The organism is Paenibacillus sp. FSL K6-0108 (assembly GCF_045040695.1).
Taxonomy (GTDB): Bacteria; Bacillota; Bacilli; order Paenibacillales; family Paenibacillaceae; genus Paenibacillus; species Paenibacillus pabuli_B.
This window is the reverse complement of the sequence record NZ_CP150288.1, coordinates 6,872,655-6,892,959: the sequence shown is the minus strand read 5'-3', so window position 1 is coordinate 6,892,959 and position 20,305 is coordinate 6,872,655. Positions and strand designations below refer to the sequence as shown.

General features: G+C 47.5%; 20 protein-coding genes and 1 riboswitch. Of the genes, 19 read left to right on the top strand and 1 reads right to left on the bottom strand.

The window, feature by feature from the left end:
- The first annotated feature begins 186 nt into the window (after nucleotides 1–186).
- Complete coding sequence (locus tag MHB49_RS31375) at nucleotides 187–357, top strand: Spo0E family sporulation regulatory protein-aspartic acid phosphatase (RefSeq protein ID WP_405154181.1); 171 nt, start codon at nucleotides 187–189, stop codon at nucleotides 355–357.
- A gap of 81 nt (nucleotides 358–438) precedes the next feature.
- Here the strand turns inward: MHB49_RS31375 and MHB49_RS31370 are convergent, their stop codons facing one another.
- Nucleotides 439–819 (bottom strand): hypothetical protein, encoded by a 381-nt coding sequence (locus MHB49_RS31370; protein WP_405154180.1) that lies wholly within the window; start codon nucleotides 817–819, stop codon nucleotides 439–441.
- Between the two features lie 217 nt (nucleotides 820–1,036).
- Here MHB49_RS31370 and MHB49_RS31365 point away from each other — a divergent pair, with 217 nt between their 5' ends.
- From MHB49_RS31365 to MHB49_RS31280, 18 genes are all read left to right on the top strand, one after another.
- Complete coding sequence (locus tag MHB49_RS31365) at nucleotides 1,037–1,507, top strand: GNAT family N-acetyltransferase (protein ID WP_405154179.1); 471 nt, start codon at nucleotides 1,037–1,039, stop codon at nucleotides 1,505–1,507.
- A 191-nt stretch (nucleotides 1,508–1,698) separates the two neighbouring features.
- Nucleotides 1,699–2,799: a redox-regulated ATPase YchF gene (gene ychF, locus MHB49_RS31360; protein ID WP_090903502.1), complete on the top strand. Its 1,101-nt coding sequence runs from the start codon at nucleotides 1,699–1,701 to the stop codon at nucleotides 2,797–2,799.
- A 218-nt stretch (nucleotides 2,800–3,017) separates the two neighbouring features.
- On the top strand, nucleotides 3,018–3,617 hold the full coding sequence (locus MHB49_RS31355) for an SUKH-4 family immunity protein (protein WP_405154178.1): 600 nt from the start codon (nucleotides 3,018–3,020) through the stop codon (nucleotides 3,615–3,617).
- A gap of 383 nt (nucleotides 3,618–4,000) precedes the next feature.
- On the top strand, nucleotides 4,001–5,068 hold the full coding sequence (prfA, locus tag MHB49_RS31350; protein ID WP_063566965.1) for a peptide chain release factor 1: 1,068 nt from the start codon (nucleotides 4,001–4,003) through the stop codon (nucleotides 5,066–5,068).
- Nucleotides 5,069–5,093: 25 nt separating this feature from the next.
- Nucleotides 5,094–5,978, top strand: coding sequence for a peptide chain release factor N(5)-glutamine methyltransferase (gene prmC / locus MHB49_RS31345; RefSeq protein ID WP_405157279.1), 885 nt, complete (start codon nucleotides 5,094–5,096; stop codon nucleotides 5,976–5,978).
- An 85-nt stretch (nucleotides 5,979–6,063) separates the two neighbouring features.
- Nucleotides 6,064–7,284, top strand: coding sequence for an FtsW/RodA/SpoVE family cell cycle protein (locus tag MHB49_RS31340; protein WP_405154177.1), 1,221 nt, complete (start codon nucleotides 6,064–6,066; stop codon nucleotides 7,282–7,284).
- 213 nt (nucleotides 7,285–7,497) lie between these two features.
- Nucleotides 7,498–8,718 (top strand): FtsW/RodA/SpoVE family cell cycle protein, encoded by a 1,221-nt coding sequence (locus tag MHB49_RS31335; RefSeq protein WP_405154176.1) that lies wholly within the window; start codon nucleotides 7,498–7,500, stop codon nucleotides 8,716–8,718.
- A gap of 756 nt (nucleotides 8,719–9,474) precedes the next feature.
- Nucleotides 9,475–11,034, top strand: coding sequence for a glycosyl hydrolase family 18 protein (locus MHB49_RS31330; protein WP_405154175.1), 1,560 nt, complete (start codon nucleotides 9,475–9,477; stop codon nucleotides 11,032–11,034).
- 299 nt (nucleotides 11,035–11,333) lie between these two features.
- Complete coding sequence (spoIIR, locus tag MHB49_RS31325; protein WP_405154174.1) at nucleotides 11,334–11,993, top strand: stage II sporulation protein R; 660 nt, start codon at nucleotides 11,334–11,336, stop codon at nucleotides 11,991–11,993.
- A 250-nt stretch (nucleotides 11,994–12,243) separates the two neighbouring features.
- Nucleotides 12,244–13,437, top strand: a complete 1,194-nt coding sequence (locus MHB49_RS31320; protein ID WP_405154173.1) for an L-threonylcarbamoyladenylate synthase — start codon at nucleotides 12,244–12,246, stop codon at nucleotides 13,435–13,437.
- 190 nt (nucleotides 13,438–13,627) lie between these two features.
- Nucleotides 13,628–14,188, top strand: a complete 561-nt coding sequence (locus MHB49_RS31315; protein ID WP_405154172.1) for a manganese efflux pump MntP family protein — start codon at nucleotides 13,628–13,630, stop codon at nucleotides 14,186–14,188.
- A gap of 26 nt (nucleotides 14,189–14,214) precedes the next feature.
- Nucleotides 14,215–14,787 (top strand): low molecular weight protein arginine phosphatase, encoded by a 573-nt coding sequence (locus MHB49_RS31310; protein WP_247899625.1) that lies wholly within the window; start codon nucleotides 14,215–14,217, stop codon nucleotides 14,785–14,787.
- A 142-nt stretch (nucleotides 14,788–14,929) separates the two neighbouring features.
- Nucleotides 14,930–15,011: riboswitch (ZMP/ZTP riboswitch) on the top strand.
- 139 nt (nucleotides 15,012–15,150) lie between these two features.
- Nucleotides 15,151–15,744 (top strand): TIGR01440 family protein, encoded by a 594-nt coding sequence (locus tag MHB49_RS31305; RefSeq protein WP_405154171.1) that lies wholly within the window; start codon nucleotides 15,151–15,153, stop codon nucleotides 15,742–15,744.
- A gap of 216 nt (nucleotides 15,745–15,960) precedes the next feature.
- Nucleotides 15,961–17,208, top strand: coding sequence for a serine hydroxymethyltransferase (glyA, locus tag MHB49_RS31300; RefSeq protein ID WP_247899623.1), 1,248 nt, complete (start codon nucleotides 15,961–15,963; stop codon nucleotides 17,206–17,208).
- Nucleotides 17,209–17,635: 427 nt separating this feature from the next.
- Complete coding sequence (gene upp / locus MHB49_RS31295; protein ID WP_053782842.1) at nucleotides 17,636–18,265, top strand: uracil phosphoribosyltransferase; 630 nt, start codon at nucleotides 17,636–17,638, stop codon at nucleotides 18,263–18,265.
- 56 nt (nucleotides 18,266–18,321) lie between these two features.
- Nucleotides 18,322–19,479 (top strand): non-hydrolyzing UDP-N-acetylglucosamine 2-epimerase, encoded by a 1,158-nt coding sequence (gene wecB / locus MHB49_RS31290; protein WP_247899622.1) that lies wholly within the window; start codon nucleotides 18,322–18,324, stop codon nucleotides 19,477–19,479.
- 186 nt (nucleotides 19,480–19,665) lie between these two features.
- On the top strand, nucleotides 19,666–19,920 hold the full coding sequence (locus MHB49_RS31285) for an AtpZ/AtpI family protein (protein ID WP_076287589.1): 255 nt from the start codon (nucleotides 19,666–19,668) through the stop codon (nucleotides 19,918–19,920).
- The gene (locus MHB49_RS31280; RefSeq protein ID WP_090903511.1) at nucleotides 19,913–20,293 is read left to right on the top strand and encodes an ATP synthase subunit I; all 381 of its coding nucleotides are present in this window, start codon (nucleotides 19,913–19,915) and stop codon (nucleotides 20,291–20,293) included. The genes MHB49_RS31285 and MHB49_RS31280 overlap by 8 nt, the downstream gene beginning before the upstream one ends.
- Nucleotides 20,294–20,305: the final 12 nt, after the last annotated feature.

Here is a 20,305-nt window from a genome sequence, read left to right as displayed (position 1 = left end):
AAGTTGAATGATTAACCTGTTCACGTTGAGATGGGACTAATTCAGTAAAAGGAACGCTTTTTTTTGCTGTCAAAAAAAAGAGGGTCACCGGAAAGGGAAAGAATGAAGACAGTAAATGTTGGAGTATATATTCTTTTCCTCTAATTCGCAGAGTGATCTAAAATGTCACAGTATGGAGGGGTTAATGTGGAAGATGACGAACTGAAGCTAAGGATTGAATTAGAGAGGCAGAAGCTCTACCAACTCAAGATGGATTATGGAGATCTGCTTCATCCTCATGTTATACAGCAATCTATGGTCCTGGATGATCTAATAAATCAATACAATCAAGTTAAAATAAAAAAGCCGATGGAATAATCCAATCGACTTTGGGCGAGAAACTTTGGCGGGTCGCTCGCCCCTATATTTTAACATAAGTTCTTGGACGAAATATCGTTATTACATACATTCCTCTTTCACGGTTATCGTTTCGTTGGTTACAGTCACATAAGAGTTGCCAGACAAGTATTCGGTATAACCGCATACCGTTTTGTTATAGGTTTCACCACGGCTGTTCGTAAACTCCAGATGGATGGATCCTTCACCGGAGAGTCGCAGCTGTGGAGCGAACTTCACTTGTTCCCCGCTGGGGACACCTTTCTTTAAGGCGTATAGGGTACCCGGATTGTTTGTGTCGGACGAGTCAATGCCGCTGCTCACGCGTGCTGTAATATTTGAAAGATCATAGTCGGACTGATTGTGAATCGTGATCCTTAAATGTCTAAAGGGTTCCAGCGCCTGATAACCCATAGAAATAACTAATCCAATGAAGAGAATCACTATAGATAGGATGATTATTTTCCTTTTTGAAAAGGGACGACGCGTATTCATAAGTAATCTGCTCCTTTCGTTCATATAGGTATAAACAGAGTGAGGTAACTAAAAGTTTTATAGGATTTGTCTTGAATTGCATCATGCAGACCATGGTGTAACAAGATACAATACTATAGAGTGCAAAAAGATCATACATAGAACACTCGAACTAGGAGGGAAACCAATGGAACTGATCCCCATGAATCAAGAAGAATATGCAAGTTTCCGTGTTCGCTCGATTAAAGATTTTGCAGAAGAGAAAGTGGAGGCGGGTACTTGGGCTGCAGAAGAGGCGCAGGGACTTGCGGAGGCATCCTACGATAAATATTTGCCGGAAGGGCTGAATACAGCGGGTGCTTATTTATACAATCTGGTACATGCCGTTGACGGGAATGTGGGTTATATCTGGTTTAACGTTACGGATAATCGCCGTGGGAAAGAGGCATTTTTGCTCGACATTGTCGTTGAAGAAGCGCACCGCGGTAAAGGATATGGTACAGAGACGATGGAGGCACTTGAGAGGGAAGCCTTGAGTCTTGGTGTGGATCGCATTGGTTTACATGTCTTTGGACATAATGTGCGGGCAAGCAGCCTGTATCGCAAGATGGGGTATGAGGTTACGGATCTGACCATGTACAAGGAAATTAAAGGGTAAGCTTAAAACGAATAATCTAAGTCAAACGTATGATCTATGCAAAACGAATCATCCGCAGTAACCGGGAAATTCGGGAAGCGGATTGTGTGTAGGCCGAATTGGCGAAGTTCCTTGATGCCTTGGGGTTTGTCATATATAATGTATAGGATTATCCATACCGAACAAGTAATCAATGAGGAGTTGTCATATACATGGCTTTGAAAGCAGGAATTGTAGGGCTTCCGAACGTCGGAAAATCTACGTTGTTTAACGCAATTACACAAGCTGGTGCTGAATCGGCAAACTATCCGTTCTGTACGATTGACCCTAACGTGGGGATCGTTGAAGTACCGGACGAGCGTTTGGACAAATTGACAGAACTCGTTGTACCGAAAAAAACGGTACCAACGGCGTTTGAATTTGTAGATATTGCAGGTCTTGTTCGTGGTGCGAGCAAAGGTGAAGGTCTTGGTAACAAGTTCCTTGCCCACATTCGTGAAGTAGACGCGATTGTACACGTGGTACGCTGCTTTGTAGACGAGAACATCACACACGTCGATGGCAAAATTGATCCGGTAAGCGACATCCAAACGATCAATTTGGAGCTGATTCTGGCCGATATCGAGAGTGTGGAGAAAAAAATTGATCGCTCCAAGAAAAACATGAAGGGCGGCAACAAATCAGCTGCTCAGGAAGTGGAAGTACTGGAGAAAGTGAAGGCTGTTCTGTACGAAGACAAGCCAGCACGCAGCATGGAGCTTACGGACGAAGAACGTCTGATCGTGCGCGACCTGCACTTGCTTACCCTGAAGCCTGTTCTGTACGCAGCCAATGTAGCTGAAGACGAAATTGGCGATGTGGCGAACAATGCTTATGTGCAAAAAGTAAGAGAATTCGCAGCTGCTGAAAATGCAGAAGTGGTGCCGATCAGTGCAAAAGTGGAAGAAGAGATCTCGGAGCTTGAAGGCGAAGATAAACAAATGTTCCTGGAAGAACTCGGTATCGAGGATTCCGGTCTGAACCTGTTGATCAAAGCTGCTTACAAATTGCTGGGTCTATACACGTACTTCACAGCAGGCGTACAGGAAGTTCGTGCTTGGACGATCCGCAAAGGTACAAAAGCACCTGGCGCAGCGGGTGTCATTCACACCGACTTTGAGCGCGGATTCATCCGGGCAGAGGTTGTTTCCTACGAGGATCTGGTTGCTGCCGGTTCCATGAACGGTGCGAAAGAACGTGGACAACTTCGTCTTGAAGGTAAAGAGTATGTTGTCAACGATGGCGATGTTATGCATTTCCGCTTCAACGTTTAATTTCGATATCTAGATAAGAAAACATACTTGAATTTACGAGTATAGCAGCTCTGCTGTCTTCTTCTGAAGATGGCAGGGCTTTTTACATAGGGCAGAATATTCTTCAATAAGCCTAAAGTATTCAATAATAAAATTGTCTGTATATCCTGTACATCCTACTGGATTGTTTACTCGCTCTGGATATAATAAAGGGAAGAAGGCTCATGGGAGGTGGCAAGTTGGAGAAACAGTCGAAGTACGTTCGATATAACCAAACGCTTGTGCAAACAGCTCGTTTGCCTGAGGAGACGGAGGAACTGTTATTGAGATTCGGCTTGCCACAGCTCCGCCTGAATGATGAGGATTTGCTCGGTATACATTTTAAACCTCTGACAGAACAAGGTCTCATAAGGACTCGGGATGATCAGAAAACGTTACTTCCTATTGGCTATGAGTATGAGGAGACGTCAGCTATATTGGGACTGGAAACGGATGTGGGTACGCTCTACAGGGTGGATGTGCAAACGGGAGAGTACAGCTTCATGAACTCCAATCTGACTCTATTTATCGAGTTTCTGCAAAGGTATGCTGCATTTATTAATGAGAATTCGGAGAGCTACGAGCCAACTGTGATGACGCTCGAGCAAGCACAGGCGAAGCTGGCTGCTTTTCGGCGGGGTGAGATTATACCTTCACAACAATCTTCTTCTCAATCCGCGAGGAAGCTTGTGTTAAAGCAACTTCGTTTATTATTTGTGGAAAAGGACCCGATGAGTGTCTTGAATGAGGAGACATGGTGGAGTGTTGTGCTTGAGCAGCTGGAGGATGAGCTCTTATAGCGGTGGCAAACCAATCTGGTTGCTTAAAATAAAGTAAATCAAAATTTGGAGGCAGTTGCTGCAAACAGTTGCTATTCAGGAACATAAGAATATGCTATAATTAAGAGTCGTATACCTATGTTAAATTTCACGCTCGGCTGAATGAGTTGAAGCGGGTTTGATACCGGGTACGCGATTTCTTTTATATAACTTAAAAGTAAAGGATTTGATGACGTTGTAGCGATGTTATACGTCGATCATAAAATGAATGTTACGGTCAGGGATTTCTGAGAACTCCGTGCCTTGTGAAATATAAATGGTCTGATGACGCATGAAAAGAATGCCTATCGGAATCGAATGAAATTTGAATGCTGGAACGAAAATAACGCGTGAGGTGACTATACATGTTTGATAAATTACAGGCGTTAGCCGACCGTTACGAGAAACTCAGCGAGCTGCTGTGTGACCCGGATGTAGCAAGTGACAACAAGAAGTTGCGGGAATATTCCAAAGAACAATCGGATCTGCAGCCTACCTATGAAGCATACAATGAATACAAACAAGTGAGCCAGGATCTTGAAGCTGCGAAAGAAATGCAGGGCGAGAAACTGGACGACGAGATGCGTGAAATGGTCAAAATGGAAATTGATGAACTGAGCACTCGCCAGAAAGAACTGGACGATCTGATTCGTGTTCTCATGCTGCCAAAAGACCCGAATGATGATAAAAACGTCATCGTTGAAATTCGTGGAGCTGCTGGTGGGGATGAAGCGGCGTTGTTTGCAGCGGATCTCTATCGGATGTACACACGTTATGCCGATACCCAAGGCTGGCGCGTCGAACTGATGGACGTGAACACCAATGATCTGGGCGGCTTCAAAGAGGTTGTATTCCTCATTAATGGACGCGGCGCTTACAGCAAAATGAAATACGAAAGTGGCGCACACCGTGTGCAACGTATTCCTACAACGGAATCAGGCGGCCGGATTCATACGTCTACTTCCACAGTAGCGGTTATGCCTGAAGCCGAAGATTTCGATATTGAAATCCATGATAAAGATATCCGTGTAGATACGTTCTGTTCCAGTGGTGCTGGTGGACAATCGGTTAATACCACGAAATCGGCTGTACGGGTAACTCACGTTCCAACGGGAATTGTGGCTACGTGTCAGGATGGTAAATCCCAGAACTCAAATAAGGAAAAAGCATTGCAGGTTCTGCGTACGCGTATCTTCGATATGATGCGTCAGGAAGAAGAAGCGAAAATTTCGAGTGAACGGAAGAGCAAAGTGGGTACAGGCGACCGCAGTGAGCGGATTCGTACTTATAATTTCCCACAAAGCCGTGTTACGGATCACCGGATCGGTTTGACGATGCACAAGCTGGATCAAATCATGAATGGTGAGATTGCTGATATCGTGTCTGCGCTGACGATTGCCGAGCAGACGGATATGATGGATAGAGGAGAATAATGCTGTGACCCGCGCGCAGTTTGTCATGACGCCGGAACAGAGTTGTCGGGAAGCCTTCGTGGAGGCTTCCTCTTTTTTGGAGAAGTGCGGCGTGTACGAGCCGCACAACAATGCCCGGCTGCTGCTGGAACATGTACTCGGCCGCGAAGGGGCCGAGTACTACATGATGCAGCCGGAGCCCTTTCCCGGCGAGCTTCGCAGCCGCTGGGAAGACGCCGTTACGCGCAAGGCTGCGGGTGAGCCGGCGCAGTACATTATCGGCAGCCAGGAATTCTACGGGCTGCCGTTCGAGGTCACGCCGGCCGTGCTAATTCCGCGGCCGGAGACCGAGCTGCTGGTCGAGGCTGTGCTGCGCGAAGCCGACCACGTGTTTCCCGGCGGCGCTCCGCTCGCCGTCGACATTGGCACGGGCAGCGGAGCCATCGCAGTGACGATGGCTGCGCAGCGCCCGCGCTGGCAGGTAGGCGCCGGAGATATCTCGGCGGCTGCCCTGCAAGTGGCCGCGCGGAACGCGGCCGCGAACGGGGTACAGATCGACTTCCGTGAAGGCGATCTGCTGGCCCCGTTCGCCGGGGCACGGGTGGATATCCTGGTGTCCAACCCGCCCTACATCCCGGCGGCGGATATCGCCGGGTTGCAGCCCGAGGTGCGCGATCATGAGCCGCGCACGGCACTGGACGGCGGCCCGGATGGGCTGGCGCCGTACCGCATCATGCTGGAGCAGCTCGCGCTGCTGCCTGCACCGCCGCAGATCATCGGTTTTGAGCTCGGCCAGGGCCAGGCCGGGGACATCGCAGCTCTGCTTGAATCGGCCGGATATTGGCCGGAAATTATCGTCGTGCCGGACCTTGCAGGCATTGAACGGCATGTACTGGGTGTTCGCACTTCGGAACAGGTGACGAAAATGTAAGGTTCCACGGGTTTTCTTTTTGCCGTGAAATCCTCTACAATGAGATATACCGGAGATTGCTGAATGCTTGGAGGAACATAATTACATGCTGCATAAATTCAAAAAAATAGACTATTCCATTGTTTTTATATTGCTCATTCTGATGGCTATTAGTATTTTGTCGATTTATAGTACAACCTTCGGCCGACCGAAGTGGGAGGCTTATCCCCAGAAAGCAGTAATTTTTTACATTATAGGTTTTATTGTGTTTTTCGGAATGTCCATGATTAACTACAAATTGATCATTAAAAATTACCTGTACATTTATGGCGTGGGCATGATACTGCTTATTCTTGTTATGTTTATCGGTAAGGAGTACTACGGGGCTCAAGGATGGTTGTCCATATTTGGCCTGAGCTTACAGCCTGCCGAGCTGTTCAAACTATGCCTGATTGTCTTCTTGTCAGCGCTTCTGGCAAGGAAGAAAAATAGGCCGTTGTTTTTTGGACGAGATGTCATCCCGATCTCACTCTGTGTGCTTCCCCCGTTGCTGCTCGTCTTGCTTCAGAATGACTTGGGGAATGCGTTGAGTTATGTCATTATCCTGATAGGGCTTCTCTGGATAGGTAATATCAAATTTACGCATGCCCTGATCGGTTTTGTTATAGCGGTGGCCGCTCTGATTGGTGGAACACAAGCCTATATTCATTACCATGATGAAATTGTAAAATTTCTGAAGGACATTGGTCGCTCTCACTGGGCAGATCGTTTCGACCCCTGGCTCGTACCTGATCAGACGTCAAGAGACGTGCTCTGGCAGACCTACAATGCCAAGTTGGCTATAGGCTCTGGAGGTATTAGCGGTAAAGGATACTTGGAAGGTACCACGATTCAGTCGAATCGGGTGCCGCTGGCCTATGCGGATTCGATCTTTGTGCAGATTGGTGAAGAGTTTGGTTTTGTTGGAGCATCGGTGCTGCTGCTGCTCTACTTTATCTTGATTCACAGGCTGGTGCTGATTGCACTGGAATGTAAGGATAGGGCAGGGCCATATCTGATTGTCGGTATTATAGCGATGCTGCTCTACCAGATCTTTGTCAATATTGGTCCGTTCATTGGTCTGATGCCGCTGACAGGGATTACACTGCCGTTTATCAGTTTCGGGGGAACCTCGCTTGTTCTCAACATGCTTAGTATGGGACTTGTGATGAGTATCAAAGTGCATACAGAAGAGAACGAGGATATTCTTGGTTCATCAGAACAGCCAAGCATTACGGAACTGGTATTGAAACTATTTAGACGCAAATCAACACAGCAGGAGCAATAGTTTTGTTCCTAGGACAGACTCTTTGCAAGTGAATAGGATACAACCCAAACCTGGAATCAACAGATCGTAGCAAGATGATCTGTGGGTTTCAGGTTTTTTTGTTGTTTTGATTGGCGGATTTCCAATTTGTCTTCCAATTCTATACAATGGTAATATTAAAGATTGCTGGAAATAATTAATGGGTTATTGAGCCTCAGGAGGATATGTGGGAACATGCTGAGAATGCTGAAGAAGATGGATGGGGTTATTCTGTTTGTGCTGCTGCTGCTTATGGTCATGAGTGTATTTACGGTGTACAGTGCGATTCAGTCTGATCCGAAATTAAACAATCATCATATCAAAACCTTACAGTTTTACGGAATTGGATTCGTAGCCGTTATTGGTATTGCATTGGTCAACTATAAACTGTATATCCAATATGCGTTTTATATTTACGGAGTGGGGATCGTTTTGCTGATTCTTGTCAACTTTGTAGGCGACACGATCAATAACGCCAATGGCTGGATTAAGATTACGGAGACTCTTTCTTTTCAACCGGCAGAATTGTTCAAAATGATCCTGATTCTATTTCTGGCTCATGTATTGGTCAAAAGAAAAAATTCTACGCTTCGTTTCTGGAAAGATGTCGTGCCCATTGGGTTATGGACATTTATTCCCTTTGCGCTGGTGATGGCTCAGAATGATTTGGGCAATGCCCTCGGATATGTTGTGATTCTGGTCGCCGTGTTATGGATTGGGAATATCAGGTGGTCTCATGCATTAATTGCCCTTGTCATTGTGGGGGTAACCTTTTTTGGATTCGTCAAGGCTTATACGTCGTATCATGATGAGATTTATACGTTTCTGGAAAAGGCGAACCGGCAGCATTGGGCCGAGCGGATTGATCCTTGGCTTGTACCGGATAAAGCAACGTCGAAAGCTTCCTGGCATACGAAAAATGCAGGTCTTGCCATAGGCTCAGGCGGTATAACCGGCAAAGGCTACATGCAGGGGACATCCGTCCAATCGGGGCGTGTACCGTATACTTATTCGGATTCCATTTTTGTGGTTATTGCCGAGGAGTTTGGTTTTGTAGGCGGTTCTGTTCTGCTCTTACTGTATTTTATCCTCATTCATCGTATGGTGTTAATCGCATTACAATGTAGAGATCGGGCAGGACCTGTCGTGATTGTAGGGATTATCGGCATGCTTTTATATCAGGTGTTTGAAAATATTGGCGCTTTCCTCGGGCTGATGCCGCTTACGGGCATTACGCTGCCATTTATCAGCTATGGAGGAACCTCGTTGCTCATTAATATGGCATGTATCGGACTGGTGATGAGCATTAAATTGTATGGCGAGGAAGACGAAGACGAACTTCTTATGGGGGAACAACGACCTACTTTACTGGAACGTTTGTGGAGTATGGTCAAAAAGGAAAAGACAACAGCGTAATCCTGAACTTTGGTCTAATTCAATTCTGCAATGGACATTCGGCTTTCCATTCAGAGGAGTTGGAATATGTTATGGAGCAGTAAGTGTTTTGTTTGTTAGTCCGATCTTTGCCTGCACAGCCAGGTGAAGATCTTTTTTTTGTTTTAAGGTAATGAGTGTGTGAATTTGAATTGTGGAAGAATGACAAATTTAATTTTTATTGACAAATATTTCAATCTTGTATTATCCTAATTTTAACTAGATTATAAAAGTATTTTATCCGCTTACTTACATCCTACACGTCAGACAGTAATCCATACTTTGAAAGTGGGTTATGAACCTACTCCTCATCCTTACACCAGTCCTGCCAATGATGAATGTAATCGTAATTTGTTGGTGTACTCTTCCCCTAGATTATCGAATTTTTTTAGCTACAAAAGATCCTTTGATATCCCTTTATCCTTCAGATCAAGGTTTCATGATCCTGTTTAAGTTAGCCTATTTTTCTGCCAACCAATCATTCTATAATATGAATTTCGGTCAACCAGATTCCTTTTCTCGTAAAATGAAATCGATTACATTTTATTGTAAACGCTTCCTTTGTTTCAAGACGAATTGGAGCAGAAAGGGTGAAAAAGCGATGTGGATCAACAAAAATGGCCTTTCAGCGGCATTAACGAGAGATGCAGTAGGGAATACAGGGCGTGATCCTCCTGCTAACCAAATGTAAAGCTGCTGCTGAATTTCTAAAATGAAAACCCAAAGGAGAGTTATGTGATGAACCCAAATCGAGTTGGTACGGTCCCTTCATTTGTTAAAGTATTCATGCTCTTGTTCTTATCTTTTGCACTAACCGTTTCCACATTTGCCGTCGGACCGGCGAAACATGCTGATGCAGCTCCGCTTCCAAAGAAAATTATTGCTTATGTAGCTGGTTGGGCTAACTGGACTGCAAATGATATCAAGGCAGAGCAGTTGTCCCATATCAATTACTCTTTTGCTCTGATCTCCAACGGAAAAGCAACCATAACTAATTCTGATCGTACCAAACTGCAACTTATGGTGGGACTGAAATCCAGAAATCCGGATTTGAAAGTTTTGTTGTCTGTCGGGGGTTGGGGAGCTAACGGGTTTTCTGACGCAGCACTAACAGACGCCTCTCGTACCACCTTTGCTGACAGCATTGTGCAGCTGGTAACCTCCAATAATCTGGATGGCGTCGATCTGGATTGGGAATATCCGACCAACCCTGCTGCCGGTACAACTGCGCGGCCACAGGATAAACAAAATTTCACACAACTGCTCTCAAAGGTTCGTGAGAAGCTGAACGCTCAAGGACAGGTGAATGGCAAACAATATTTGCTGACCATAGCCGCCGGAGCAAGCAGCAGTTATCTGAACGGTGTGGAAATCAATAATATTACTCCTCTCCTGGATTGGATCAATCTGATGACTTACGATTTTCATGGAACCTGGGACGCAACCACAGGTCATCACACGAATCTGTCTGGAAGAGATATTAGCGTAACGTCCGCGGTCAATCTGTTCAGAAACAGCGGTGTTCCCGCGAATAAACTGGTCATTGGCGGAGCCTTTTACGGCCGGGCATGGACTGGTGTTCAGAATTCGAACAATGGTCTGGACAGGCCCGGTTCAGGTGGTTTTGAACCCGATTATAACACCATTGCCAGTCAATATTTGAATAAAAACGGATATACACGGTACTGGGACAGCAGTGCTCAAGCTCCTTATCTGTTTAATGGAAATACCTTTATCTCCTATGACGATCCGCAATCGCTCAGACTGAAGGTACAATATGTGAAAAACAGCAATCTGGGCGGCATCATGTTCTGGGAGTACAGCAATGACCGCTCAGGTGCGCTGCTTCAGGCCGTATATTCAGAGGTTACGGGTGGTGGCACGGTGCAGCCTCCGAATCCAAGCGGGTACAACTATTTGGTTGCTCAAGCCAATCAGCAAATCGTCTCTGCCGAAAATCAAGGCAATGACCAGCTTGTAGCTGATCGGACAACTGCAGGAGACTGGGAGCTTTTTGAATGGATCACGAACTCCGATGGAACGGTGTCTCTCAAGTCCAAAATCAATAATAAATATGTCACAGCGGATGTTAATACGGGTGGCGCCCTGATCGCAAAAGCCACAACCATTCAGCAATGGGAGAAGTTTAATCGTGTGGATTTGGGTGATGGAACCATTGCATTGCAGGCACTTGCCAACAACCTGTATGTGACCTGTGATCTGAATAATGGCGGTAAGCTTGTAGCGAGTCGCAATTCGGTTGGCGGGGCTTGGGAAGCTTTCCGGGTGAATAAGTAACCGAGAAGTCGAGTAAGAGCGTCCATGCAGTAAACCCAATTGGAACATCAAGGGTAGGTTAGAATCTTATATTTTCTCAAGGAAGCGCCAGCCGACTAAACGTTTCATGGGCAGGTGCTTCTTTGATTTTTGTCAGACATAAGGCGTGCTAACAGTCCTTTCGTTTTAAGTATTACCCGTCTATTAAAATTTTAGTAGATTTGTAATCTAGCAGGTTTACTTCCGTCTCTTCCGGGCATACTGATAGACATGAGAGAGTTACAGGGATCATGATCACGGGAGCCGAGGGGGAGAACGGAATGAGCAGAAAAATTGTGAAACAAATTGGACTTATAATTGTATGTCTTATGATGATTATAATGATGTGGGAAGGTCAGAAAACCGATGCAGCTGTGGCGGCCACAGCGATTCCGGAACAATCCATTCGCTTGCGTATTCTCGCAAACTCGGATGCAGCGGGAGATCAGTTGGTCAAACGTGAAATTCGTGACGCCGTCGTTGCCCAGATGAATGATTGGGTCACCGAACTGGAGAATCCGCAAAGTCTGGAAGAAGCGCGTGGGGTCATCCGTCAGCATCTATCTGAAATAGAGGATCGTGTAGGAGAAGAGCTTGCGAAGCGGGGGTTAACCTATTCATATCAGGTGGAACTTGGAGTGGTTCCGTTTCCAACCAAACTATATGGCGGTACCGTATATCCTGCTGGAGATTATGAAGCAGTGCGGATAACACTGGGAAAAGGTGAGGGTCAAAACTGGTGGTGTGTACTGTTTCCACCATTATGCTTCATAGATGCAGGCACAGGTGATGCGCTGGCGAAGCCTGCAGCAGCATCTGCAGCAGCTGCGGAGCCTGGGGATGCGCAAGCATCTGTGCAGACAGCTGCACCGGAAGCACGTTTCTTCCTGTGGGATATGGCGGTCAAATTGTGGGATTGGGTAACGGGATTGTTTGCATAACTGTATAATATACTGCTGCATATAAGCTTGCTCAGGGGAACTTCAATTCAGGGGAGTGCCCCTTTTGTTTTATTATGGATTTGATTCAAATACCTCATGATGGTTAATCGCTTGGGAGAATGAGACCTCATCCTTGGGCAGAACAGATGTGTTATAATTATAGGAATCAGAAAAAATAAGCGAAGAAGGTATCGAGGAAGCCGGGTGCCTTGCATTAACTACCTTACTGAAGTTTAGGAATGATGAATATATGACTAAAGAGAACGAGCAAATGCATCAGTCTTCCATGAAAGGCATGGAGAAGGAAGAAACTACAGAGGAAATGATTACGAGCATGTGGGATGTCCATGTACTGGTAACCAATGAGAATACGGATGATGCGGTCAAAGGAAGTGCTTATAAACAGGCTCTTGCTGACTTGCAGGATGCCGCAGCCTGTCTTCGTCAAGGACAGACTGTGGCATTCCCAACCGAGACGGTATACGGTTTGGGCGCAGATGCCCGGAGTACAGCTGCGGTGGAAGCCGTATTTGCAGCCAAGGGGCGGCCTTCGGACAATCCGCTGATTGTGCATATTGCCCAGCGTGATCAGTTGGATTCGCTGGTCACGGCGGTGAATGGCACGGCGGAGGCGCTGATGGAGGCCTTCTGGCCGGGGCCGCTTACGCTTGTGCTGCCAGTTAGGCCTGGGGCGGTATCCCCGCGGGTTACCGCCGGTTTGGACACGGTGGCCGTGCGTATGCCGGACCATCCGGTGGCTTTGCAGTTGATCGCGGCAGCGGAATGCCCGGTCGCCGCGCCGAGCGCCAACCGCTCCGGGCGGCCAAGCCCGACACTCGCCGCACATGTGCGCGAGGATCTGGCAGGCCGCATCGGCGGCATCGTGGACGGCGGCCCCACTGGGGTGGGCGTCGAGTCCACGGTGGTGCAGGTTGGTGACGACGGTACCGTCACCATCCTGCGCCCTGGCGGCATTACGGCGGAACAGTTGTCCGCCGTTGCCGCCCGTGTCGCCACGGACCCCGCGCTGCTCGCGGAGGGGGCCGGTGGCGATGACAGCCCGGCGCCGCGCTCGCCGGGCATGAAGTACACGCACTACGCGCCCGCAGGTGCGCTGTGCGTGGTGGAGGGGCCGCCCGCAGCAGTGGCGGCCTGGATCAGCGCCGCCCTCGCAGAGGCGGCGCAGCGCGGGGAGCGCACCGCGGTGCTGGCGTTCGCCGAGCACGCGGAGCAGTACCGCGCCGATGCCGTGTTCTCGCTGGGCGAAGCCAGCGAGTTGGAGGAAGCAGCGCGCCGGCTGTACGCCGCGCTGCGCAGCTGCGATGAGCAGGGGGCCACATATATTGTGGCTGAAGCCTGCTCGCGCGAAGGACTGGGAGCAGCCGTTATGAACCGGCTGCTCAAGGCGGCAGGTCACCGACTCATTCAGGTCGGTGACCGATAGCCCCCTTTTTTCATAGTATCCTTTTTCCGTAGTATCGCTATAAGTTTCCTCTGACACCTGCCCTTTAACCGCGACCAGTATTTCTTTTACTCTTTGAATACCAGAAATGCAAAAAGTCTTCTCAGGTCATGTTTAAGTCCTTGTCCGCATATGGTGTACAAGAACCTTTACGTGACTTGGGGGTATGGGAATGTGGGATGTGTCTGCCCATGTAGGGCAGTTGGTAACCATTTTGATTATGGCCGTCGCTCTCGGACTCGACGCATTCTCACTCGGCATCGGGATTGGCATGAAGGGTATTCGTCTGAGAGATGTATTGCGAATCAGCACTGTCACGGCCTTGTTTCATATCATCATGCCTCTTATCGGCATGTATACAGGCAAATACGTCAGCTCCCTGCTAGGAGACATTACGACGTATGCGGCTGGAGCTCTGCTGGTCTTGCTCGGTGCCCATATGATCTTGAACGCTTTCCGGGAGGGAGAAACCAAGCTGGTGGATCATCGATCTCTGCTCGGTGTGATTTTGTTCTCACTGAGTGTCAGTGTGGATTCGTTTTCCGTTGGAGTCTCGCTTGGCATGTTCAGCAATGATCTGGTGTTGACGGTGCTCGCTTTTGGTATATGCGGTGGCGCAATGTCCGTTATGGGTCTGCTGTTGGGACGGCGTGTGAGCCAAAACATGGGGGATTACGGTGAGGCGGTAGGCGGAGCGATTTTGCTCGCTTTTGGACTTTTGTTTATATTTTAATATATAAAATGGGGAGGCTAACCATAATGAAACATATTTTGTTTGTATGTACAGGGAATACATGTCGCAGCCCCATGGCCGAAGGACTTTTGCGTAAACTGGCGTCTGAGCGGGGCATTCAGGTGGATGTTCGTTCCGCAGGTGTAGCTGCAACAACGGGCATGCCGATTTCCCGTCATGCAGAGGCTGTATTAAGAGACCACAACGTTGAGGGGCCACCTCATTCGACACAGCTTAGTGCGGATTTGATCGGTTGGGCCGACCTCGTCCTCACGTTGACACGCAGTCATAAACAGCATGTCATGCAGGTTTTTCCTGACTCGGTACACAAGACGTATACCTTGAAAGAGTATGTGGAAAATGACGAACAGGTCCTGAATGATCTTCAGGAACTCGACAGCCTGTTTGCGACATTGGAAATGAAGCGTGCGCTAGGGCAGGAGATTTTGGCATCTGAACGTGAACGGGCGATCGAGATCAGACAACGCATTCCGAGTTTTGATATTTCAGACCCGTTTGGCGGCAGTCGTGACGATTACAATATCGCCGCAGCGGAGATTCGGACTGCACTCGACAGACTTTTGGACAAGTTGAGTTGATTTGAATCTGATTATTGTGTTTATACCGTTGTGCACGTTCTGATTTTGATTCCTGACTTGAAATTTTATATAAAAACGGACATGAGATGTAAATTAACCGTTGATTTAAAACGCAGGTTGTTTTATGATGAAAGGGAAAACAGGGATCCGGTGTAACTGGCGACGAAGTGGACATAACCACGATGGAGCACCGGAACAAACGGCCGGTCGCCTGGGCAAAAGAGCAATTCTGCGATACCCGCAGACTGCTCTTTTTTTCGTCTTTCATCTGATAATTCGCTATAATAGTACCTGAAATGCCATGCAAGATTCCCAAGGGCAGCCAAGAGGAAGCCGGGCATGATTTTATCGGGAGGCGATAGGATGACTATTGAGTTAGATTCGGAACAACCCGGATTGCATGAACAGACCGCATCCATTCTGCGTGAACTGGCGCTTGCCGGACAGCTTGGACCTGGGCAGATCGTGGTGATCGGTACAAGTACGAGTGAAGTTTCAGGCAAACGGATTGGAACTAGCGGTGCGGTTGAAGTGGCGCAGCAGCTTCTTGCGGGTATACGCGAGGTGCAGCAGGAGTTCGGTTTTGATGTTGTATTCCAATGCTGTGAGCACCTGAATCGTGCACTGGTGATGGAGCGTTCTCTGCTTACACGTCTAGGATTAACTGAGGTGGGTGCAGTACCCGTGCCCAAAGCAGGCGGTTCCATGGCATCTGCAGCGTATCGCTCGCTTACTGATCCATGCCTGGCTGAACATGTGCAGGCCCATGCAGGAATGGATATTGGTGAGACGATGATTGGCATGCATTTGCAGCATGTTGCAGTACCTTTCCGAACAGCGCTTCGTTACATCGGTGATGCCCGTGTAACTACAGCATTGACCCGTCCGAAGTTGATTGGCGGCGAGCGCGCAGTGTATCGTATGGAAGAGCAACCAGATTCGACATTTTGTGACTAACGTATAAACCGAAACGATTGGTTACACTCCTGACTTCGATTGCATCACCATCTTACGATCGCTGTTATCCCCAGATTTTTTTGAATCTCTTATATAAGGGGAAATCCGGTGATAAAGGCGAACGCTCTGCTTCTCCAGATTGGTGTTGCACTCTCCGTTTTCGTGTAAACATGATTTCGCTTTATAACTTCACTTATAACTGGGAGGAATTTAATCATGGAACAATTGCGCAAGAATGACCCGGCAGTACTGGAAGCGATGAATCTTGAACTGAAACGTCAACAAAACAACATTGAGCTGATCGCGTCCGAGAACATCGTGAGCGAAGCGGTTATCGAGGCTCTTGGGTCTGTACTTACCAACAAGTACGCTGAAGGATATCCAGGCAAACGCTATTATGGTGGTTGTGAGCATGTTGATATTGTTGAAGATATCGCGCGTGATCGTGCCAAAGAAATTTTTGGTGCAGAACATGTCAATGTTCAACCTCACTCGGGTGCACAAGCGAACATGGCAGTATACCTTGCGGCTTTGAAACCAGGTGATACCGTTCTGGGTATGAACCTTGCGCATGGCGGACATCTCACACATGGTAGCCCAGTTAATGCTTCCGGATTGTTGTACAATTTCGTGGCTTACGGTGTACAAGAAGATACATTCCTGATTGATTATGATGAAGTGCGCAAAGCGGCATTTAAACATCGCCCTCGTATGATCGTTGCAGGTGCAAGTGCATATCCGCGTATCATTGATTTTGAAAAGCTTGCTTCCATCGCCAATGATGTAGGTGCTTTGTTCATGGTGGATATGGCACATATTGCAGGACTGGTAGCTGCCGGATTGCATCCAAGCCCGGTTCCACATGCGCATTTCGTAACAACGACAACACACAAAACGCTGCGTGGACCTCGCGGTGGTATGATTCTGTGCCGCAAAGCATGGGCAGCAGCGATTGATAAAGCGGTATTCCCGGGTTCCCAAGGTGGACCTCTGATGCATGTGATTGCTTCCAAAGCGGTAGCTTTCGGTGAAGCACTGCAACCTTCGTTCAAAACGTACGCACAAAATGTGGTGAAGAATGCACAGGTGCTGGCTGAAACGCTGATTGCTGAAGGATTGAACATCGTATCCGGCGGTACAGACAACCACTTGATGCTGATCGACACACGCAGCGTGAATATTACAGGTAAGGAAGCCGAGCATGTACTTGATTCCATCGGCATTACCGTGAACAAAAATGCCATTCCGTTTGACCCAACGAGCCCGTTTGTTACAAGCGGTATCCGGATCGGTACACCTGCTGCAACCTCCCGTGGTATGAACGAAGAAGCCATGGTAGCTATCGGTAAAATTATCGCCAAAACATTGAAAAACCCTAAAGATGCAGCGAAATTGGATGAAGCCCGGGCAGAAGTAACGGCGCTTACGGACCAATTCCCGCTCTACACTGACCTTAAATACTAAAAAACATTGCTCAGGCTGTTTGTTTTTGAGGTGTTCTTAAAATGGGATACAAAAAAACGAAGCAGGCAGAATGAGACCGTAGAAGCGTAGCGTTCGCCTTTATCCCCGGATTTTCACCTTTCTAAGGAGAATAAAAAAATCTGGGGATAACAGCGATCGAAGGATCATTCTGGTGGCAGAGTGCCATTGTATTCATCATTTTCATAATCTCAACTGACACAACAGCGAGAGCAAAAAGGACCGGATGACTCATTTTTCCGGTCCTATTTTTATAGGATTTGGTTTTCTGTAATGATTAGGTGCCCTTTGATGGTGTAATTCGGTGTAGGTGATGATATAATATACAGGATTTATCGGGCCTATGAATGGTGATTAGGCATATTTGGTAATGCTGAACATGAAGAAACATACCGGAGGGACAAATTAGATGGGAAAATTAGTAATATGTGATCACCCTTTGATTCAACACAAACTGACGTTTATACGCGACATGCGTACAAATACGAAAGATTTCCGTGAATTGGTGGATGAAGTGGCTACACTGATGGCTTATGAGATTACAAGAGATGTTGAACTGGAGACTATTGATGTACAAACTCCTGTTGCTGAAACACAAGGCAAAGTTATTTCGGGACGTATGCTCGGACTGGTGCCGATTCTGCGTGCAGGACTCGGAATGCTAGATGGCGTTGTGAAATTGCTGCCAGCTGCAAAAGTTGGACATGTTGGTCTGTTCCGTGATCCGGAAACATTGCAACCGGTAGAATACTACACCAAACTGCCTACAGACGTTACAGAGCGTCAATTGATTGTCATCGACCCGATGCTGGCGACTGGCGGTTCTGCCATTGCTGCTATTGACGTGCTCAAAAAACGCGGCTGCACGCAAATTAAAATGATGAACCTGGTTGCAGCACCTGAAGGCGTAAAAGCTGTTCAGGATGCACACCCGGATGTAGACATCTACGTTGCGGCGCTGGACGATCGTCTCGATGATCATGGTTATATCGTTCCTGGACTGGGAGATGCAGGAGATCGTCTATACGGCACTAAATAAGCATATCGCATGCTTTGTAAGAGGCTCGGAACTTATAGAAAAGGGGCTTTGCTTCAATGTCCAAGAAAATTAAAGTCATGACGATATTCGGGGTGCGCCCGGAAGCCATCAAGATGGCTCCGCTTATTTTGGAATTGCAGAAACATCCCGAATCTATTGAATCGATCGTATGCGTTACTGCACAGCATCGTCAGATGCTGGATCAGGTTCTAGAAGTATTCAATATTCACCCAGACTACGACCTGGACGTGATGAAAGACCGCCAAACGCTGAATGAAATTACGATTCGTGTGCTGGGAGGCCTAGAGCCAGTTTTGCGAGAAGCAAAACCGGATATCGTGTTGGTTCACGGTGATACGCTGACAACGTTTGTAGCCAGCTATGCGGCTTTCCTGCAGCAGATCCAGGTAGGACATGTGGAAGCGGGACTTCGAACGTGGAACAAGCTCTCTCCTTACCCGGAAGAGATGAATCGTCAGTTAACCGGAGTGCTTGCTGATCTGCATTTTGCGCCTACGGACTGGTCGTCATCCAATCTTGCCAAAGAAAATAAACCGGAGTCTAGTACGTATGTCACAGGCAATACGGTAACAGATGTGTTTCAATATACAGTACGGCAGGATTACACCCATCCGGTACTAGATTGGGCACAGGGCAAGCGTCTTGTGCTGATGACAGCTCACCGCCGTGAATCCCAAGGCGAGCCTCACCGTAACATTTTCCAGGCCGTCAAACGGATTGCCGACGAGTTTGAGGATATTGCCATCGTGTACCCGGTGCATCCAAGTCCTGCTGTGAAGGAGCCGGCTCACGCGATTTTGGGGAATCACCCCCGTATTCAACTTATTGATCCACTAGACGTCGTGGATTTGCATAACTTCTACCCGCATACTCACTTGATTTTGACAGATTCAGGCGGTTTGCAGGAAGAAGCGCCTTCGTTTGGTGTGCCTGTTCTCGTCCTGCGGGATACAACGGAACGTCCGGAGGGAATTGAGGCCGGAACATTGGAGTTGGTAGGTACCGATGAGGAACGTGTATATGAGCGGACCAAAGCTCTGCTTTCAGACGAAACACTGTATGCAAGCATGAGTCAGGCTGCCAATCCTTATGGTGATGGACATGCTTCGGAAAGAATTGTCAATGCGATTTTGCACCATTTTGGTGTAAATAGTGAACGTCCGGAATCATTTCACAGAAAATTCAAAAAATAATTCATTTTTTCTGACGGATTATTAAAGGGTACAGCATACAGTTAAACTGTACGGTTTACGCGGGTTTATGGGCTCTGATGGCTTATAATCCCGTCGTTTTCCCCTTTAAAACGCTAAAATCATTCAATTGACAAAGGCTCTCATCATTCAGTAAAATTAACTGGGATTGCAAGGGTGGCGTGGAAAATGGCCGATTCGAACAAACCAAATTCATCCCGTAACCATGATGATAATGTGTGGAAAGCAATGGGGCTCGTGACAGCTTTTGGAATCGAGATTGCCATTCTCGCTGTTGCCGGATATTACGTTGGCTCCTGGTTGGACAAGACCATCGGGGGTAGCGGAATATGGATCGCCGTAAGCGTTCTCTTTTTCTTGGCAGCAGGCGGCGTAAGCATCTACTTTATCGCGAAAAAATTCATGGGGGAAAGTGATGAGTGAACTAACCAGATACCGCAGATGGATGACTGTTTTCATCATGTACTTTCTTATGATTTGTTTTCTCGCAGCGGCCTTTCTGCCCCGTGTGGAAACAATAGCTTTGGGACTGGCCCTGGGAACGGTGATCAGTTGGATCAACGCTTCATATCTGGGTCGCAAAGTCAGAAGAATGTTGGATGGTGCAGCGGAAGGAAACCTTAAGCGAGTGAACCTGGGATTTTTGACTAGAGCAGCTCTTGCAGTACTCGCTATTTTCATGGCGATGCAGTATCCGCAATACTTCAATTTATATGCGGTTGTAGCTGGCTTGGTCATAGCACAATTTTCCTTACTATTTATAGGGATATTGTTGTCCCGCAAAGCAGACTCATAGTGGTGCTGCAAG

Bases quoted from the DNA above. Each gene is read 5' to 3' on its own strand.
- MHB49_RS31305 (WP_405154171.1), top strand. From the start codon at position 15,151: ATGACTATTGAGTTAGATTCGGAACAACCCGGATTGCATGAACAGACC.
- MHB49_RS31285 (WP_076287589.1), top strand. From the start codon at position 19,666: ATGGCCGATTCGAACAAACCAAATTCATCCCGTAACCATGATGATAAT.
- upp (WP_053782842.1), top strand. From the start codon at position 17,636: ATGGGAAAATTAGTAATATGTGATCACCCTTTGATTCAACACAAACTG.
- prfA (WP_063566965.1), top strand. From the start codon at position 4,001: ATGTTTGATAAATTACAGGCGTTAGCCGACCGTTACGAGAAACTCAGC.
- MHB49_RS31320 (WP_405154173.1), top strand. From the start codon at position 12,244: ATGACTAAAGAGAACGAGCAAATGCATCAGTCTTCCATGAAAGGCATG.
- MHB49_RS31330 (WP_405154175.1), top strand. From the start codon at position 9,475: ATGAACCCAAATCGAGTTGGTACGGTCCCTTCATTTGTTAAAGTATTC.
- prmC (WP_405157279.1), top strand. From the start codon at position 5,094: ATGACGCCGGAACAGAGTTGTCGGGAAGCCTTCGTGGAGGCTTCCTCT.
- spoIIR (WP_405154174.1), top strand. From the start codon at position 11,334: ATGAGCAGAAAAATTGTGAAACAAATTGGACTTATAATTGTATGTCTT.
- MHB49_RS31365 (WP_405154179.1), top strand. From the start codon at position 1,037: ATGGAACTGATCCCCATGAATCAAGAAGAATATGCAAGTTTCCGTGTT.
- MHB49_RS31310 (WP_247899625.1), top strand. From the start codon at position 14,215: ATGAAACATATTTTGTTTGTATGTACAGGGAATACATGTCGCAGCCCC.
- wecB (WP_247899622.1), top strand. From the start codon at position 18,322: ATGTCCAAGAAAATTAAAGTCATGACGATATTCGGGGTGCGCCCGGAA.
- MHB49_RS31335 (WP_405154176.1), top strand. From the start codon at position 7,498: ATGCTGAGAATGCTGAAGAAGATGGATGGGGTTATTCTGTTTGTGCTG.
- ychF (WP_090903502.1), top strand. From the start codon at position 1,699: ATGGCTTTGAAAGCAGGAATTGTAGGGCTTCCGAACGTCGGAAAATCT.
- MHB49_RS31280 (WP_090903511.1), top strand. From the start codon at position 19,913: ATGAGTGAACTAACCAGATACCGCAGATGGATGACTGTTTTCATCATG.
- MHB49_RS31340 (WP_405154177.1), top strand. From the start codon at position 6,064: ATGCTGCATAAATTCAAAAAAATAGACTATTCCATTGTTTTTATATTG.
- glyA (WP_247899623.1), top strand. From the start codon at position 15,961: ATGGAACAATTGCGCAAGAATGACCCGGCAGTACTGGAAGCGATGAAT.
- MHB49_RS31315 (WP_405154172.1), top strand. From the start codon at position 13,628: ATGTGGGATGTGTCTGCCCATGTAGGGCAGTTGGTAACCATTTTGATT.